The organism is Mycolicibacterium arabiense (assembly GCF_010731815.2).
Taxonomy (GTDB): domain Bacteria; phylum Actinomycetota; class Actinomycetes; order Mycobacteriales; family Mycobacteriaceae; genus Mycobacterium; species Mycobacterium arabiense.
On record NZ_AP022593.1, the window covers coordinates 5,069,600 to 5,084,574 of the forward strand.

15 protein-coding genes, 1 tRNA gene and 1 pseudogene are annotated in these 14,975 nt (G+C 64.7%); 9 read left to right on the forward strand and 8 right to left on the reverse strand.

What is annotated here, in order from left to right; genetic code table 11:
- Positions 1-89 precede the first annotated feature (89 nt).
- From G6N61_RS26095 to G6N61_RS26105, 3 genes are all read left to right on the forward strand, one after another.
- Positions 90-686 (forward strand): TetR/AcrR family transcriptional regulator, encoded by a 597-nt coding sequence (locus G6N61_RS26095; RefSeq protein WP_163923171.1) that lies wholly within the window; start codon positions 90-92, stop codon positions 684-686.
- The gene (locus tag G6N61_RS26100) at positions 683-1,717 is read left to right on the forward strand and encodes an LLM class flavin-dependent oxidoreductase (protein ID WP_163923174.1); all 1,035 of its coding nucleotides are present in this window, start codon (positions 683-685) and stop codon (positions 1,715-1,717) included. The genes G6N61_RS26095 and G6N61_RS26100 overlap by 4 nt, the downstream gene beginning before the upstream one ends.
- 1,039 nt (positions 1,718-2,756) lie before the next feature.
- Complete coding sequence (locus G6N61_RS26105) at positions 2,757-3,590, forward strand: hypothetical protein (RefSeq protein WP_235887309.1); 834 nt, start codon at positions 2,757-2,759, stop codon at positions 3,588-3,590.
- Positions 3,591-3,624: 34 nt separating this feature from the next.
- Here the strand turns inward: G6N61_RS26105 and G6N61_RS26110 are convergent, their stop codons facing one another.
- The 3 genes from G6N61_RS26110 to G6N61_RS26120 all read right to left on the reverse strand — a co-directional run bounded on the left by G6N61_RS26110 (position 3,625) and on the right by G6N61_RS26120 (position 6,058).
- Positions 3,625-4,083 carry a transposase gene (locus G6N61_RS26110; protein WP_407666315.1) on the reverse strand — a complete coding sequence of 153 codons (459 nt, stop codon included), beginning with the start codon at positions 4,081-4,083 and terminating at the stop codon, positions 3,625-3,627.
- A gap of 74 nt (positions 4,084-4,157) precedes the next feature.
- Positions 4,158-5,726, reverse strand: a complete 1,569-nt coding sequence (locus G6N61_RS26115) for an AICE element replication initiation protein (protein ID WP_235887310.1) — start codon at positions 5,724-5,726, stop codon at positions 4,158-4,160.
- Positions 5,727-5,860: 134 nt separating this feature from the next.
- Complete coding sequence (locus G6N61_RS26120; RefSeq protein WP_163923183.1) at positions 5,861-6,058, reverse strand: helix-turn-helix transcriptional regulator; 198 nt, start codon at positions 6,056-6,058, stop codon at positions 5,861-5,863.
- A 179-nt stretch (positions 6,059-6,237) separates the two neighbouring features.
- Here G6N61_RS26120 and G6N61_RS26125 point away from each other — a divergent pair, with 179 nt between their 5' ends.
- The 4 genes and pseudogenes from G6N61_RS26125 to G6N61_RS26140 all read left to right on the forward strand — a co-directional run bounded on the left by G6N61_RS26125 (position 6,238) and on the right by G6N61_RS26140 (position 10,643).
- Positions 6,238-7,461: a tyrosine-type recombinase/integrase gene (locus G6N61_RS26125; RefSeq protein ID WP_163923186.1), complete on the forward strand. Its 1,224-nt coding sequence runs from the start codon at positions 6,238-6,240 to the stop codon at positions 7,459-7,461.
- Positions 7,462-7,469: 8 nt separating this feature from the next.
- A tRNA-Leu gene (locus G6N61_RS26130) sits at positions 7,470-7,543 on the forward strand.
- Positions 7,544-7,564: 21 nt separating this feature from the next.
- The gene (locus tag G6N61_RS26135; RefSeq protein ID WP_163923189.1) at positions 7,565-9,043 is read left to right on the forward strand and encodes a flavin-containing monooxygenase; all 1,479 of its coding nucleotides are present in this window, start codon (positions 7,565-7,567) and stop codon (positions 9,041-9,043) included.
- Between the two features lie 302 nt (positions 9,044-9,345).
- Positions 9,346-10,643, forward strand: a pseudogene (locus G6N61_RS26140) (aspartate aminotransferase family protein).
- A gap of 102 nt (positions 10,644-10,745) precedes the next feature.
- Here G6N61_RS26140 and G6N61_RS26145 read toward each other — a convergent pair.
- The gene (locus G6N61_RS26145) at positions 10,746-11,033 is read right to left on the reverse strand and encodes a CDGP domain-containing protein (protein WP_163923192.1); all 288 of its coding nucleotides are present in this window, start codon (positions 11,031-11,033) and stop codon (positions 10,746-10,748) included.
- Between the two features lie 118 nt (positions 11,034-11,151).
- On the opposite strand from G6N61_RS26145, the gene G6N61_RS26150 reads away from it, so the two are divergent.
- Both G6N61_RS26150 and G6N61_RS26155 read left to right on the forward strand, forming a co-directional pair.
- A complete protein-coding gene (locus tag G6N61_RS26150; protein WP_163923195.1) occupies positions 11,152-11,835 on the forward strand; it encodes a TetR family transcriptional regulator in 684 nt (227 codons plus the stop codon).
- Positions 11,832-12,770 (forward strand): R2-like ligand-binding oxidase, encoded by a 939-nt coding sequence (locus G6N61_RS26155; RefSeq protein WP_163923198.1) that lies wholly within the window; start codon positions 11,832-11,834, stop codon positions 12,768-12,770. The genes G6N61_RS26150 and G6N61_RS26155 overlap by 4 nt, the downstream gene beginning before the upstream one ends.
- A 51-nt stretch (positions 12,771-12,821) precedes the next feature.
- Here the strand turns inward: G6N61_RS26155 and G6N61_RS31015 are convergent, their stop codons facing one another.
- The 4 genes from G6N61_RS31015 to G6N61_RS26175 all read right to left on the reverse strand — a co-directional run bounded on the left by G6N61_RS31015 (position 12,822) and on the right by G6N61_RS26175 (position 14,756).
- Positions 12,822-13,427, reverse strand: coding sequence for a hypothetical protein (locus G6N61_RS31015; RefSeq protein WP_235887311.1), 606 nt, complete (start codon positions 13,425-13,427; stop codon positions 12,822-12,824).
- A complete protein-coding gene (locus tag G6N61_RS26165) occupies positions 13,424-13,984 on the reverse strand; it encodes a hypothetical protein (protein WP_163923201.1) in 561 nt (186 codons plus the stop codon). Before G6N61_RS26165 ends, G6N61_RS31015 begins: the two co-directional genes overlap by 4 nt.
- A gap of 124 nt (positions 13,985-14,108) precedes the next feature.
- Positions 14,109-14,264, reverse strand: coding sequence for a DUF6131 family protein (locus tag G6N61_RS26170; RefSeq protein WP_170314492.1), 156 nt, complete (start codon positions 14,262-14,264; stop codon positions 14,109-14,111).
- 222 nt (positions 14,265-14,486) lie between these two features.
- Positions 14,487-14,756, reverse strand: a complete 270-nt coding sequence (locus G6N61_RS26175) for a WGxxGxxG family protein (protein ID WP_163923204.1) — start codon at positions 14,754-14,756, stop codon at positions 14,487-14,489.
- Positions 14,757-14,975: the final 219 nt, after the last annotated feature.

The following is a 14,975-nucleotide window of genomic DNA, read 5'->3' on the forward strand; positions in this document are numbered from 1 at the left end:
GGAACGGCAGCACGACGACGTCCAGCGCTACCGGCGAAGAGCAACAAAGGTTTAGACTCTGAGTCCAAACTCCGCGAACGGGAGGGACGATGCGCAAGGTTCCACGTCAGATCTCTAATCGGCTTCCCGCCGCGGCGGACCTGTTCGCCGAGAAGGGGCTCAACGACACCAAGATTGAAGACGTCGCCGCAGTAACCGGCGTGCCGAAGGCAACGCTGTACTACTACTTCGCCGGCAAGGAGGAGATCCTCGCGTTCCTGCTCGAGGATCTCCTCAAGGACATCTCCGAGGCCGTGAACGCGATCGTCCATACCGATGGCACCGGTGCCGAACGCCTCGAACTCGTCATCCGTGCGCAGCTGCGGGCGATGGCGCAACGCCCAGCGGTCTGCCGTGCACTCATCGGTGAACTGGGACGAGCCGCCCGGATGCCCGTCATCGCCGAGATGATCAACACCGCCTATCAAAAGCCCGTAGAGGCTCTGCTACTCGCAGGAGCCCGCGACGGATCCCTCGTGGAACAGCCCGACGCGCGCTCCACGTCGATCGCGCTGTTCGGTGCCGTCACCATCAACGCCCTCATGTACCTGGTCACCGATCACCATCTCGACGAGACAGTGGTCGCCGACACCCTCTACGCCGTCATGTTCAACGGCCTTCGCCCTCGCCAAGGAGACGAAATATGAGCACCTATGGCCTGTCGGTTCTCGGCGCGGACCTGCAATCGATGGCTCAGACCGCCCGAGCCGCCGACGACGCCGGCTTCGACGCCGCATGGGCCTCCGAGTTCTACTCACGCTCCGGGTCGATCACCATGGCCGCGATGGCCAACAGCACACAGAACTGCCGGATCGGGTCCTCCATCCTCTACGGCGTCGGCCGAAGCCCCCTGGTGCTAGCCACCGAGGCACGCGACCTCGACGAACTCTCCCACGGACGACTGGTGCTCGGCATCGGCAACGGCACCAAACGGATGATGAGCGATTGGCACGGTGTCCCCGACACGTCCGCACCCGCGCTGAGGATGGAAGAACTCGTCGTGCTGCTGCGCCGCATCTGGAACCTGCACGAAGGTCCAATCCACCACGAGGGCCGCTTCTACACGATGAACCTCGTTCCGACCGGCGAAGTCCAACCCCCCAGCCGGCCGATCCCGATCATCACCGCCGGTGTGCGCCCCCGGATGTGCGAGGCGGCCGGCAGAGTCGCCGACGGGCTCGCAGGACATCCCCTATTCACCACCACCTACGTCCAGGAGATTGTCCGCCCCGCCATCGCCAAGGGCGCCGCGCACGCCGACCGCGACCCCCGTGACGTCGAAGTCGTCTCCATGGTCATGTGCGCCATCCACGACGACGCCGAGGTCGCCAGACGCGAACTGGCCCAACAGATTGCGTTCTACTCCTCGGTCAAGTCCTACGAGACGGTCCTCGACGTGAACGGCTTCGCCACCGAGGGCAAGGCGATCCGGGAAGCCTTCGCCCGACGTGATTTCCCGGCGATGTTCGCCGCAGTGTCCGACAAGATGATCGACACCATGGGCGTCGCAGGCACCGCGGACGACGTCCGCAACGGGCTTACCCGCTACGAAGGCGTTCTCGACCACATCATGCTGTACTCACCATCGGTCGGCATCGCCCCCGAACGCGTACAGGAGAACCTCGAGAGCATCATCCGAGAATGCGCACCGCTGAGATCTTCTCGATCGGAACAGTAGGTCATCTTTTCCCGGAACCTGGACCGCATTCGCTGCGACCCCACTCGGAGCGACCCACGCAACCCAGCGGACGCGATGTCGCCCACCGCGTCAGGCTCTGCGTGTCTCGAATGTGTTACTAACAGGCTACCGGGGACTTAGTAAGCAACGACGGCCCGACAAATGTTCGGAACGGAGTTGCCCCCAAACGAAGTGATGGTCTCATTCTCCCGAGAATCGCTCGGCCACACCGTACTGGGCCGCCCGACGCATGAGGTCCTGCTGCAACCTTTGGAGAACGGCGCGGCACGCCGTGCAAGCAATTAACACCGATAGTTTCCGGCCTGGATCAGGTCAGAACTGAGACGCTGCCGCAGTGTGCAGCCGCGAACATCAAAGGCATGTGACTTTCAGCTTCGGGCGTCTCCGTCATGGCACAGTCTGCAGGATGCGGAGTGGACACCGCTGGGTGCGTTGAGGACGAAATGAGAAGACGGAGTGCGTGTCGAGCCCTCGCTTTCCTCGCGGGACTCGTCGCCGCTGACGCAGCTGTCGGGGGGCCCGAGGGTCGTGCTTCTCACGGGCACTAGCTGATGTGGCGATATTCGCCGAACCCGCCGGAGTCCCACGCCCGACAGTTGTCGGGATTGAAGTGGCCTCGATACACGGGCCTTGGCATACAGATCGCGCCTCGCTACGTGCGAGAGATCTGCGCAACGGCCAACCCGACGCAATCGAAGTGACCACCCGGCGCATCTACCGCCTTTTTCGTCCGGCGAATAGCCGTCGTCCGGACGCCAGAATGCAAGAGGTGTGTGGATCGGGTGGTCGAGCACGCCGGGGAGACGCTTGGGGCAGAGGCATGGCGCCGAGGCCTAGTCGGCTGGAACGTTCAGTGGGTCGACAGGCCTGGCGGCGTAAGAATGCGGATCATGGGCGTTCGTCGGCATGAATGTGGCTGTGGTCGTGGACCGATCCGTCCGCACGTTTCTATGTTCAACGTATGAACTCGAATGAGAAGCTTCGGGCTCGGTACCGAGCCCGTGAAGCACAGCGGAGAATGAACGAGGAGAGGGCTCGGCGTGAGCGCGCCAATGCCGATGCCGCCGCGACGATCCGACTGACGCTGCACCGAGTTGAGGCTGTCGATACATGGGAACGGGTGCGACTCGATCAGGCGCAGGAGCGTGTCCGCGCCGAGGGGGCTAAAAGGCGTGCAGATCATCTCGCCGGTCTGCAGGCCGCCGTCGAGCAGATGAGGGGTCGGGGCGAGACGTTGGTCAAGATCGCTGCGCTTGTCGATGTCGATGTTCGCGAGATCAAAATCGCGCTGCGCAGGGCTCGCACTGCAGACGAGGGAGGACGCGGGATGGCGGGCATCTCGGGCGCGGGTACGCGGTCTGCTGGCTCCGCGCCGCAAGACGGGGATTTCGAGATCAGAGACCCACTGTCCGACAATGCCGATCGACGTTCCTTCAGCGGTGATGACGACGGCGCCGGTTCCTACGACCCGACTCGGTGTGTCCGCTGCGAGGCAGTGATGCTTGATCTCGACGACGGGCCGCGACGCGGACGTCGTCGGCTGTACTGTTCCGACACGTGCCGACGTGACGCCTCGGCGGCGCGTACGGCCGCAGAGCGCTACGGGTCACCCATACGAGTCGTCGAGGTGCGGAAAACCGTTGCCTCCTCCAAGCCGACTGCGGCGTCCGCAAGGCCGGAGCTGGCGCCCATCACGCCGCTCCACGCCGTCGACATCTTGCTCGAGAACGACGAGGCGCTGCACGCGTTGCTAGCGCGCGTGACAGAACAAGCGCGACTCAAGAAACTGGATCGCCCGACACTGACGGCCGCGAGAGAACTTTCGAAAGCCGTTCATCCGTTGCGTGGTTGATGGGGCCTTCACCCCCGTACCAGGCAGCAGTCGCTCAGCGTGTCCTGCGGCGGCGGTGTCTTCGGCTGGCAGGACTGCATCCGGTCATGCTCGCGACGGCGCGACCGAGGCTATGAATGGACCATCCGGCGAGTTCGGCTGCCAGGTCCTCGATGTCCCACTCGAGCTCGTGAATTGCCGATCGACGCTTGGCCTTGATCATTTCGCTTGCGTCGTCGTGGTGGGGTCGGATCCGGTGTTGGCGTTCATAGTCATCAACAACGGTGTCGCACACGTCGTCGAGCGTGGTGATCAAACGGGTCGCGGCCATGTCCGTGTTCTCTGCGATGTACTCGTCGCAATCTTCCTGGGACCAGGATGGCGGGAATCGCAAGTGCGATCGGAATAGGTGCCTGATTGCTTTGCCGAATTCGCCGGAGAACTGGATGTCGGGCCAGTCCTCAACGGTCTCGTCGGCCAGTTTCTTCACATCGTCTTCGAGACTCACGACCATCGCCTCCCGGTTCCATTCCGATGATGCTCGCCGGCACCGACAAGACAGCGCATTGAGTGCTGGCGGGTGGCGTTTCAGGAGGCTTCTGTGGCTAGATCTCCGACAGGCTCTCCAGGAAGTGTGTCCGGCGCGATCTCCGTGTTGGCCAACCCGATGCGGTTGCCCCGTAGCAGCGAGGGGCGCGAGGGTTGCGAGGCTTGATCTGCCGACACATCTTTGGCGGGCGGGTAGACGGTCCACAGCAGCACGTTCCGGTGATTCCGCGCGCCGTCGTCCTCGATTACCCAGCCAAGGCTTCGAAGCGCGGGCGCGTGCCGTTTCAGAAGTGCTGTGACGTCCCGACCGTTCCTGGGCCACTCCTTGGGCCTGCGCCAGGTGTCGCCGGCCGGCGTCACTGTCGCCAGCAGGTCCGCTCCGGATCCTCCGATGAGTGGTTCTTGGATGTGTTGGCGTAGCCGTTCGATGAACGGGTCGGCGGACAGACTGTCTTCGGAGAGTTGGTTGGCGCGCGCCAAGTAACGACGGAAGCCATTGGTCGACAGAATCTCGTCCACGGCCGCCAGCGTGCGACTGAAGTCCGCCATCCGGGGCGACACATCGACCGAGATGGTCTCAAGCCGTTGATGGACTAGGGCGGCCAGATCGAGTAGCCCACTGAGAATGCCTGGTAGAGCCGTGCGCCAATGTTGTTGCATCGTGGCCTCCGGTTGTCGCATGTGGCGATCAATGCGTCGCAGCTCGACCGTCGCCAGTCGTTCCGCAAGGTCGGGTCGCACCGCGCCGACGTCGATGCCGTTGATGATGACGCACCGACGGAACTTGATGACTGCGAGGTCGGCGTCGGTGTACAACGCTCGTTTGACGTTGCCGTCGCCCGTGGCGGCGCGGCACAGCGAGTCCGACAGCCACGGCGGGATTGCAGACAAGTTGTCGAGGGCGACTACCCACGACCCGGATGCCGCGGTCACCCAGGAGTCAGCGTCGCGCGGCGCTTGGCGCAACGGGACCGGGGAGGGGTCGATCAGATCGACAAGCATGCGCGTCGTCGTGCTCTTGGCGCCGCCTTGTTCGGCGAAGAGTGCCAACACAGGATGCGGGACATCGCACTGGACGAGCGCCGCAACGAGCACCGCGAGGAGGACGGGCCGGTCCTCAACGTTGATGTTGACGAAATCCCAAAGTCGATCCAAATCGCCCACCGACGGCAGTGGCATCGCCGCCGTCAGCTTGCTTCGCAGAAAACGAACCGGGGCGGAATCGGTGATCATCCAGCGTCCCTGGCCGATGCGGATCACCTTGCCGTCAGGTCGTCCGGTATCGATGTAGTTGATGCCGTCCAGTTCTGCGACGCGCAGATGCAACTTCTCCGGAGCCTTACTGGCGGCCATCCCTTCGAGGATCAACGTGGCGTCGGTGAGCGCCTGGCCACCGGCGACGGTGCCGGTGTCGTGGAAGTAGCGCGAAGCGAGTTCGGCGCGCAGGCCGGCCTTGCCAGCGCGTAGCAGCATTGCCAGGTGCGGCCGCGTACGTTCGGCACCGAAGGGTTCACCGTCCTCGGAGACGCCGAGGCAATAGCGTTCCTGCGCCATGGCTACCAAGCGCGCGGCTACCGACTTCTTGTCCGTCTCGCCATTGTCGGTCACGGGTTTTCCTGCCCGAGGCGCTTCTGTAGTCGGGCATGACGAAGTATCCTCATGACGAACTTCCGTGTCGAGCGATCGGGTGGTTCAAACGAAAGGCCTCGGCTAGTCCCCGAGGTCTTTCTTGTGTTCGGGCATCACGCGGCGTCGCCGCCTCCGCGTCGCGTTGCTTTCTCGCGCTGCGAGATCCAGCGCAACACCTCATCACGGCGGTAAACGACACGCCGTCCCAGCGTGAAGCTGGCGGGGCCGATATCAGAATGACGCCAGTAGCGCAGGGTGCCGATCGGGACACCCGTCATCTCCGAGACCTGTTTCGCGTCGAGCAGTTCCATGCGATTCCTCCTGAATCGAACATCTCCGTTAATGGTCTAAGAGTGCGAACGGTCTCGGCTTCTTGTCCACCACCACAGTCATATTCGTCTGCAATCTGCTTGTGCTCTGTCGAGTCGCCGCTCCAGCCATGAAAACAAAGCGGATGAGTGCTACGGATTCACTGCGGTATGTTCGAGGCGTGATCACGCGGAACGAGCGCGCGGGTATCGACGACCGCTGGCACAAGCGCGTCAAGGAACCGGACGGCACCATGCGGACGGAACGTTCTGCTGTCTACGGCAAGGTTTCGCGTTGGCGTGTCCGGTGGGTCGACAGCACGGGCGCCGAGCGCACGAAGATCTTCCAGCGCAAGCCGGATGCGCAGGCTTACCTCAACGGGCTGACCGCTGATGTTCACCGCGGCGAGTATGTCGATCCGCGGAAGAGTTCAGAGACGTTCGGATCGGTCGCCGAGCAGTGGTTCGCCACCAAACAGCATCGAAAGCCGAAAACCGTTGCAGGCTATCGCTCGTTGCTTGATACCGTGATCTTGCCGAGGTGGGAAGGTGTCCCGCTGAAACGGCTTGACTACGAGTCTTATTCAACGTGGCTGGGGGCGCTGTCAATCGATGGCGGGCAGCGCGGATCCGGTCTATCGGCAAGTCGAATCACTCAGACGCACCAGTTGGTCGGCGCGGTCCTCAAGTACGCCCAACGGACCGGCAAGGTCGCGAAGAACGTCGCACTAGAGATCAAGCGGGACGAAGATCTACCTGAACAACACGAGCGTGAGCGGCGCTACCTGAGCCATGCCGAGCTGCTGTTGCTGGCCAAGGCCGCAGACCGATTTGAAACGCTGACGTTGGTGCTGGGGTACTGCGGCCTCCGGTTCGGTGAGGCCGTCGCACTGCGACGCCGGCATGTGGGGGATCGAGTTCTGACCGTGAGGTCGTCGGCGACGGCGGTCACCGGTCGCGGCATCGTCGAGTCGACCACCAAGACGAAGCGGGATCGTCATGTGCCAGTGCCGGAACCGGTGTGGCAGCGGCTCCACGCGGAACTACCCACCGAACCGAATGATCTGGTGTTTCCAAGCCGCAAGGGTGGGTTCTTGCCGCTCGGCGAGTATCGCTGGGCGTTCGACAATGCGTGCGACGAAGTTGGGATCGAAGGGTTGGTACCCCACGGCCTACGACACACCACGGCGTCCCTGGCGATCAGCGCAGGCGCTAACGTCAAGGTCGTGCAGAGACTCCTGGGGCACGCGACCGCGTCGATGACGCTTGACCGTTACGGCCACCTGCTCAACGACGATTTGAGCGGCGTGGCCGATGCTCTGGGCAAGGCCATCGATAGCACTGCGGTATCACTGCGGTATTTAGCGCGTCAGAATGAAGACGAAATGACCCGAAAAACCCGCTGAGCTGCAAAGCCCCCATAGCCCAATTGGCAGAGGCAGCGGACTTAAAATCCGCCAAGTGTCGGTTCGAGTCCGACTGGGGGCACACACGTGCGACAGTTCCCCGATGAGTGAGCGCGTGGCCATCATTGGGGCTGGGCCCGGCGGTCTGGTGACGGCACGCTGGCTGCTGGCGCAGGGCTTCGAGCCGACGATCTTCGAGCAGGGCTCGGACGTCGGCGGGCAGTGGTCAGGCACGCCCGGCCGCAGCGGGGTGTGGCCGACGATGCACACCAACACCAGTCGGGTGCTCACCGCCTTCAGCGATCTAGAGCATCAGTGCGACGAGGTGTATCCGTCGAACCAGCAGATACTCGAGTACCTTCACCGGTACGCCGACATGTTCGGGATGACCGAACGGATCCACTTGAACACCCGGATCGACGAACTGAGCAGAGAAGGTTCGGGATGGCGGATACGCCACCGCGGCGGTGCGGAGGTATTCGACCGGGCAGTGGTGGCCAGTGGACGGTTCCACTCACCCGCCATCCCCGCCGTGCCTGGTCTGGACACCTTCGCCGGCGCACTCGGGGTCATCTCCACCTACGACTACCGCGGCCCGTCGGACTTCGCGGGACGACGGGTTCTGGTGGCGGGCTGCGCGGTCAGCGCCCTGGAGATTGCTGCGGATCTCGCGATACTCGGCGCCGCCCGCGTGGTGGTGACGCAACGGCGCCAACGCTACGTCCTAGCCAAGTTCGCCGCGGGCGTCCCGTCCGACCATCGGATCTTCACGCGGTTCGGGGTGCTGGCCAACGAGGTCCTGCCACCGGCTGAGGTCGACCGCCAGCTGAAGGAGATCATCGTGGAGGCGGGCGGCAGCCCTGAGCAGTACGGCGCTCCGGCACCCGACCCGTCACTGTTCGCCGCGGGTGTCACCCTCAACCAGGGTTACCTGCCGCTCGTGGCCGAGGGCCGAATCACGGTGCGGCCGTGGATGGAATCGATCGCCGATACCGCGGTGACGTTCGCAGACGGCTCCACCGAGGACGTCGACGCCATCATCATGGGCACTGGATTCACCATGTCGCTGCCCTTCCTCGACGACGGCATCCGCGCGACACTCGACCTCGATGACATCCACCTCGACGCCGATCGCCACACCTTCCATCCGGATCTCCCCGGGCTTGCCTTCGTCGGCATGTGGGATCAGTCGGGCGGCTACTTCGTGCCCCTGGAATTGCAGGCGCGGTGGATCGCCTACAGCTGGGGCGGGGCCGTCGCGCCGACGAGCGAGGCCGAACAGCGGTCGTCGGTCGAGGTCTATCGCGCGCGTAGGGGGACTCCGCAGAAGACGCGCATGAATCTGGCGGCAGTGGCCTTCGCCCGGGCGGCCGGCGTCGAGCCCAGCTTGGACGACTGGCCGCTGCTGCGACGCGCACTACTCTTCGGGCCGCTGGCGCCGAGTTGCTTTCGGCTCTCGGGCCCCGATTCGATGTCCGACGCGGCCGAGCGGTTCGCGCGCGAGGCAGCGGAGTTCGGCGCGGTCACCTCGGAGGAGCTGACCGAGCGGGAGCGAGCGTACGCAGCGCTCATCAGGCACTAATCGGTCGGCGAGCCGCACCCGATGTCCGCCGTCGGCAGCGTTCGGGTGACGCGCACCGCAGCCACTCCTCGTCGATGCTGGGCGGCACCGTGCCGTCTCTGTATTCATACGCAATTGGCACTCTTGGGCACAGCGTCGGAATGTGTTCCCGTGCGCAATGCGTAGGCAACCCTGCGGGGGACTGCTTGTCGGATAGGGCGCAGAGAACACTGAAAACAAGAGCCGTGAGCGCACCGGATAGAACTTCGTATGCTCAAGGACGAAGCCCTGTCCCCAGCCGCGACCAACGGCATACTCGTCGCGTGGACACCGCGGAATTCTGGAAGAGTGCCGAGCAGCACGTCGTTCGCTACGGGGCCACCTTCGTCCCGCGAGTCATCACACCGGCAACGGAAGCTACGTCTACGACGAGAACGGCTCGGCGATCCTCGACTTCACCTCCGGGCAGATGAGTTCGGTGCTGGGTCACTCCCATCCCGACGTGGTGGCCACGGTGTCGACGGCGGTCGCCACCCTCGACCACCTCTTCAGCGGAATGCTCAGCGAGCCGGTGGTGGAGGTGTCGGCGAAGCTGGCGGCAACCCTGCCCGCCTCGCTGAGCAAGGTCTTGCTCCTCACCACGGGCGCGGAGTCCAACGAGGCCGCCATCAAGATGGCGAAGCTGTACACCGGCAAGTACGAGGTCGTGTCGTTCGACCGGTCGTGGCACGGCATGACCTCCGGTGCGGCATCGGCGACCTTCAGCGCGGGCCGCCGCGGCTACGGCCCACCCATGCCCGGGAATCTGACCCTGCCGACGCCGAACGCCTACAGGTCGCCGTTCCGGCACCCAGACGGCAGCTACGACTGGCGATCCGAACTCGAGTACGGCTTCGCGATCGTCGACGCGCAATCCTCGGGCAGCCTCGCCGCATGCCTCGTCGAACCCATCTTGTCCTCGGGCGGCATCATCGAGCCGCCACCGGGATACCTCGCCCGGCTCAAGGAACTCTGCGTCGAACGCGGCATGCTCCTGGTCGTCGACGAGGCGCAGACCGGAGTCGGCCGCACCGGCACGATGTACGCCTTCCAACGTGATGGCATCGTGCCCGACCTGCTGACGCTGTCCAAGACTCTCGGCGCGGGCCTGCCCGTCGCCGCCGTCGTCACCAGCGACGAGATCGAAAGCGTCTGCCACGAACGAGGATTCCTGTTCTTCACCACCCACGTGTCGGATCCGCTCGCCGCGGCCGTTGCGTCGACTGTGCTCACCGTCGTCGAGCGGGACGGCCTCGTCGACCGCGCCGCCCGGTTCGGCCGGCACCTTGGGACCCGCTTGGCAGCACTCAGGGAGCGCCACGAACAGGTCGGCGACGTCCGAGGGAGGGGCTTGTTGCAGGGCATCGAGTTGGTCGCCGACAAGGTGGGCAAGGTACCCGCGGAGGAACTCGGTGCGCGCGTCACGGCCGAGTGCCTTCGACGCGGGCTGCACATGAACATCGTGCAGCTGCCCGGCATGGGTGGCATCTTCCGGATCGCCCCACCCTTGACCATTGCCGAGGCGGAACTCGATGCGGGTTTGAACATCCTCGACGAGGCAATCGCGGCCTGTCTGCGCTGAACGCCCGCAGCCCAGGCGATCCCGCTGACGTGGGGTACGGGTCCGACACCGGCCGATGCACTCCCGGTTGACCTCCGCCGACTGTGAGTCGACGACCCGTCGCTACGGATCGATGTGATACCGCGGCTCGCCCCAGGGGTAGAACTTCGACGGGTCGATCCGGTAGCACTTCAACCGGCCATCGCGGTGCTTGCCGACGCCGCTGACGCCGTAGCCGAAGACGATCAGGCAGCGATCGAAGGTGCCATCGGGCTGAATGGGCATGTCGCAGTACTGGTACTCGTCGTGAGTCTCGCACCCCGCGTCGGCCGGAGCTGCGAACACGACGCCGGCCGCGGTGAAGGCCATCGTCGCCGCCAGGAGACCACGGGCCGCCGAGTGCTTGCTCACGCAACGGGAGTCTACTGGGCGCGCTCGGCCGATTCCTCCCCTAGCGATCGCACTGCCCCATTGACTGTGGCGCCGATCACAGTAATATGACCAGTGGTCATAGAGACGTGGAGGCGAGATGCCGACGGTGACATGGGCCCGGCTCGACGGCGAGCGGCGGGCAGCGGTGATTGCAGCCGCAGAGGCGGAGTTCGCCGCGCACGGCTTCTCCGGCGGAAGTCTCAACGTCATCGCCCGCCGTGCGGGCGTCGCCAAGGGCAGTCTGTTCCAGTACTTCGCCGACAAGCGCGATCTCTACGCGTTCATCACCGACGTGGCCAGTCAGCGCGTGCGCCGCTACATGGAGGACCGCATCCGCGACCTCGACGCCAGTCGGCCCTTCTTCGAGTTCCTCGCCGATCTGCTCGACGCGTGGGTCGCCTACTTCGCCGACCACCCGCGGGAGCGAAAGCTGCACGCCGCGGCCAACTTCGAATTGGAGACCGACGCCCGGGTCAGTGTCCGGGCCGTCGTGCACCGCCACTACCTCGACGTCCTGCGTCCGCTGATTCAGGACGCCCGGGCCCGCGGCGATCTGCGACCGGACGCCGACGTCGAAACCCTGCTCTCGCTCCTGTTGATGATCTTGCCGCACCTCGCGCTGGCCCCGTACGTGCGCGGACTGGACCCCATCCTCGGCCTCGACGAACTGTCGCCCGAACAACCGGCGCTGGCCGTGCGCCGGTACGTCGCCGTCCTCGCAGCGGCGTTTCAACCCATCCCCGTAGCGCCCAAGTACTCGACCCAGGAGGCAGCACCATGACCAGAACGCACTCGGACTCACTCGCCGCCGGCGGGCTGAACTGGAACAGCATGCCGCTCAAGCTCTTCGCGGGTGGCAATGCGAAGTTCTGGAACCCTGCCGACATAGACTTCTCCCGCGACCGCGCCGACTGGGAGTCGCTCTCCACCCTTGAGCGCGAGTGGGCGACCCGGCTCTGCGCGCAGTTCATCGCGGGGGAGGAGGCGGTCACACAGGACATCCAGCCCTTCATGGCTGCGATGCGCGCCGAAGGCCGACTCGGCGACGAGATGTACCTGACGCAGTTCGCCTTCGAGGAGGCCAAGCACACGCAGGTGTTCCGCATGTGGCTCGACGCCGTCGGGATGACCGACGACCTGCAGGGCTACCTCGACGATCTGCCGTCCTACCGGCAGATGTTCTACGAGGAATTGCCGGCGTCGCTCGATGCACTTGCCACCGACCCGTCGCCCGCAGCGCAGGTCCGGGCCTCGGTGACCTACAACCACGTCATCGAGGGCATGATGGCTTTGACCGGATACTATGCCTGGCACCGGATTTGCATCGATCGGCACGTTCTCCCGGGGATGCAGGAGCTGGTCCGGCGCATTGGCGATGACGAGCGCCGCCACATGGCGTGGGGCACGTTCACCTGCCGCAGGCACGTGGCCGCCGACGACGGCAACTGGGGCGTGTTCGAGAACCGGATGAACGAGCTGATTCCGTTGGCGCTGAAGAACACCGACGACTCGTTCGCGCTCTACGACGAAATCCCGTTCGGCTTCGCCAAGGACGAGTTCCAGCAGTACGCGGCCGACAAGGGGATGCGCCGCTTCGGCACGATCAGCAGTGCGCGAGGCCGCCCGCTGGCGGAGATCGACGTCGACTACTCACCGCTGCACTTGGAGGACACCTTCGCCGCCGAGGACAGCCGGGTGCTGGCGACGTCCGCCTGACGCCAACTGCCGCCCTGCCGTTGGGCAGGGCGGCAGCAGGGGGACGGACGCTCAGACCGCCAGCAGGCGATCGAAGAATTCGCGGTAGCGCTTGAGCGTGATGCGCAGATCCTCGGTCGAGGCATCCTCACCGCGGACCCACTGCTCCTCCAGCTGTGAACGCGAATGCGAGAAGCTTCGCGTCAGCTGCTCGACCAGATCGGCCACCAGACCGTCGGCCTTCTGGACGCATTCCTTGGGATCGTCGACGAAGCTCGCCTGAACGTTGTCCCAGCGGGCGCGCAGTCCTGCCAGTTCGTCATCGGCGAACAGGTCGTGGTCATTGCCTCCGGAGGCCGCCTGGCCGGCGGAGGCGTCGGTCGTGCCTCTGTTCGTGTCGGCGTCCGTGCTGCCGAAGGCCGACGAGTCATGCTGTGCGACATCCGCATCCATCGTCGTGCCCGGCTGGGACATCCGTTCCGACGACGGCTGCACCGCCGACTCCGAGGACGGTTGTGCCGACCACTCCGACGAGGGCTGCGCGGGATATCCCGACGACGGCTGCTGTGCGGGGTACTCGGACGATGGCTGTGCCTGTCCTGCCCCGAAGTCCTGCCGGTCGATCGGCTGCGACGGATCGGAACCGGGCAGTGGGGTGTGCTGATCGTGGGTGGTCATGCGCTTGCCTCCTGTGACTTGTCGTTCTCGACTTCGAGCAATTTCGTGAACAGCGCCCGGTAGTGCACGAACGCTTGACGCTGTTGTTCGGTACCGACGTCGCCCCTTTGCTGCGCAAGGTGGATGTCGTGTGCGGCGCGGTAATCGGCGACGACGGTCGGATGGTCGACCGAGATGTCGGCGGCCTGCCGGTCGAAGTCGTCGACGGGATAACCGCGGTCCCGCATCACCTCGGTGACGAGCAGGTCGGCTTCTCCGACGGCACTCGACGGGTGGTCGACGAACGCCGTCTGCACCGCCCGCCAACGAGTGAGGTAGCCGTCCAGTACCGCCGGCGCGAGCGGGCGAATCTCCAGCTCGTTTCGCTTCCGCTCACGGGCGAGGAGTTCCTTCTCGGCGGCCTTCTCGTCCCCTACCTCTGACACCGTCCGCTCGTATTCCGGCCCGAATCGACTCTTCAGCCGGTCCGTGTCGCGGCTCTTTCTGCTGGCGATGATGATCGCCGCGACGAAGATCACGACCGCAGCCGCAACCACAATCCACATCCAATTCGGCATTTCGTCTACCTCCCAAGGTCTCGCTGTGGCATACCCATACGGTTTCTACGCAAACGTCAATTAAACTTGACTGAATCCGAACACGATCGGAACCGACTGTCTGGCAGGGGTTCCGGAGCGATGGCTAGTAGTAGGTGCGACGGCCGCCGACTGCTCGGCCCATCGAACCCAGCACGGTCAGGACGAGGCCGACGACGACCAGGATGATCCCGATGGTCCAGAGGATGGAGATCTTGAGGATGAAACCTGCGAGGAGCAGGATGATTCCGAGAACGATCACGGCGATGGCCTTCCTATTCGCGCACCTGGTGCGCTCTTTGGTGTCGAGCGGGATGCTCGGCCTGGTTTCAGTCGACCACCGCGCAGGGGTACCGCGATACACCCCTAGGGGGGTATGAACCCTCACCCCGCTCGATCCGGCCCGGTGACCGCCAATTCCGCACCGGCACGCCAAAACCCCCGCCGGCGCGAGGCGCGGACGGGGGTTCTGCTGGCTCACGTGTTACACGCGAGGCGGGTTCACGTTCGGGTTGGGATTGGCGACCACGCGGTGGTCGACGTCCTTGCGCCGCTTGAGGCCGGCCAGTCCGAGCAATCCGAGCAGGCCTGCGAGGCCCCACAGACCCGTGTTGTCGCCGTCGTCTTCCTGGGTCTCTGCCGCGACGATCGTCGTCGTCGGTGCGGGGTTCGCAAACTCAGTGGCGTTGGCGACGCCCGCGCCTCCGAACATCAGGGCGAGGGTGGTAGTGCCGATCACGAGTTGCTTGCGCATTGATTGCTCCTTGGGTGTGCGTGTTTGCAGGTGTGTTCGCAAGTCAGCGGGCTCGAGCGCGTCCGCTCACACTCACTTGCGTCGTACTACTTCCCTGGCAAACAGCGGATAAACCACTCCGCAACACCGGCTTCCAGACGACGGTGGCAAAAGAACTGCTGGCAGCCGTTATTGGACACTTAGGCCAAGATCTCCCATAGCTTGGCTAACCGTAGGGCT

Bases quoted from the DNA above. Each gene is read 5' to 3' on its own strand.
- G6N61_RS26175 (WP_163923204.1), bottom strand. From the start codon at position 14,756: ATGCGCAAGCAACTCGTGATCGGCACTACCACCCTCGCCCTGATGTTC.
- G6N61_RS26095 (WP_163923171.1), top strand. From the start codon at position 90: ATGCGCAAGGTTCCACGTCAGATCTCTAATCGGCTTCCCGCCGCGGCG.
- G6N61_RS26135 (WP_163923189.1), top strand. From the start codon at position 7,565: ATGAGTGAGCGCGTGGCCATCATTGGGGCTGGGCCCGGCGGTCTGGTG.
- G6N61_RS26120 (WP_163923183.1), bottom strand. From the start codon at position 6,058: ATGGAACTGCTCGACGCGAAACAGGTCTCGGAGATGACGGGTGTCCCG.
- G6N61_RS26100 (WP_163923174.1), top strand. From the start codon at position 683: ATGAGCACCTATGGCCTGTCGGTTCTCGGCGCGGACCTGCAATCGATG.
- G6N61_RS26105 (WP_235887309.1), top strand. From the start codon at position 2,757: ATGAACGAGGAGAGGGCTCGGCGTGAGCGCGCCAATGCCGATGCCGCC.
- G6N61_RS26110 (WP_407666315.1), bottom strand. From the start codon at position 4,083: ATGGTCGTGAGTCTCGAAGACGATGTGAAGAAACTGGCCGACGAGACC.
- G6N61_RS26150 (WP_163923195.1), top strand. From the start codon at position 11,152: ATGCCGACGGTGACATGGGCCCGGCTCGACGGCGAGCGGCGGGCAGCG.
- G6N61_RS26155 (WP_163923198.1), top strand. From the start codon at position 11,832: ATGACCAGAACGCACTCGGACTCACTCGCCGCCGGCGGGCTGAACTGG.
- G6N61_RS31015 (WP_235887311.1), bottom strand. From the start codon at position 13,427: ATGACCACCCACGATCAGCACACCCCACTGCCCGGTTCCGATCCGTCG.
- G6N61_RS26165 (WP_163923201.1), bottom strand. From the start codon at position 13,984: ATGCCGAATTGGATGTGGATTGTGGTTGCGGCTGCGGTCGTGATCTTC.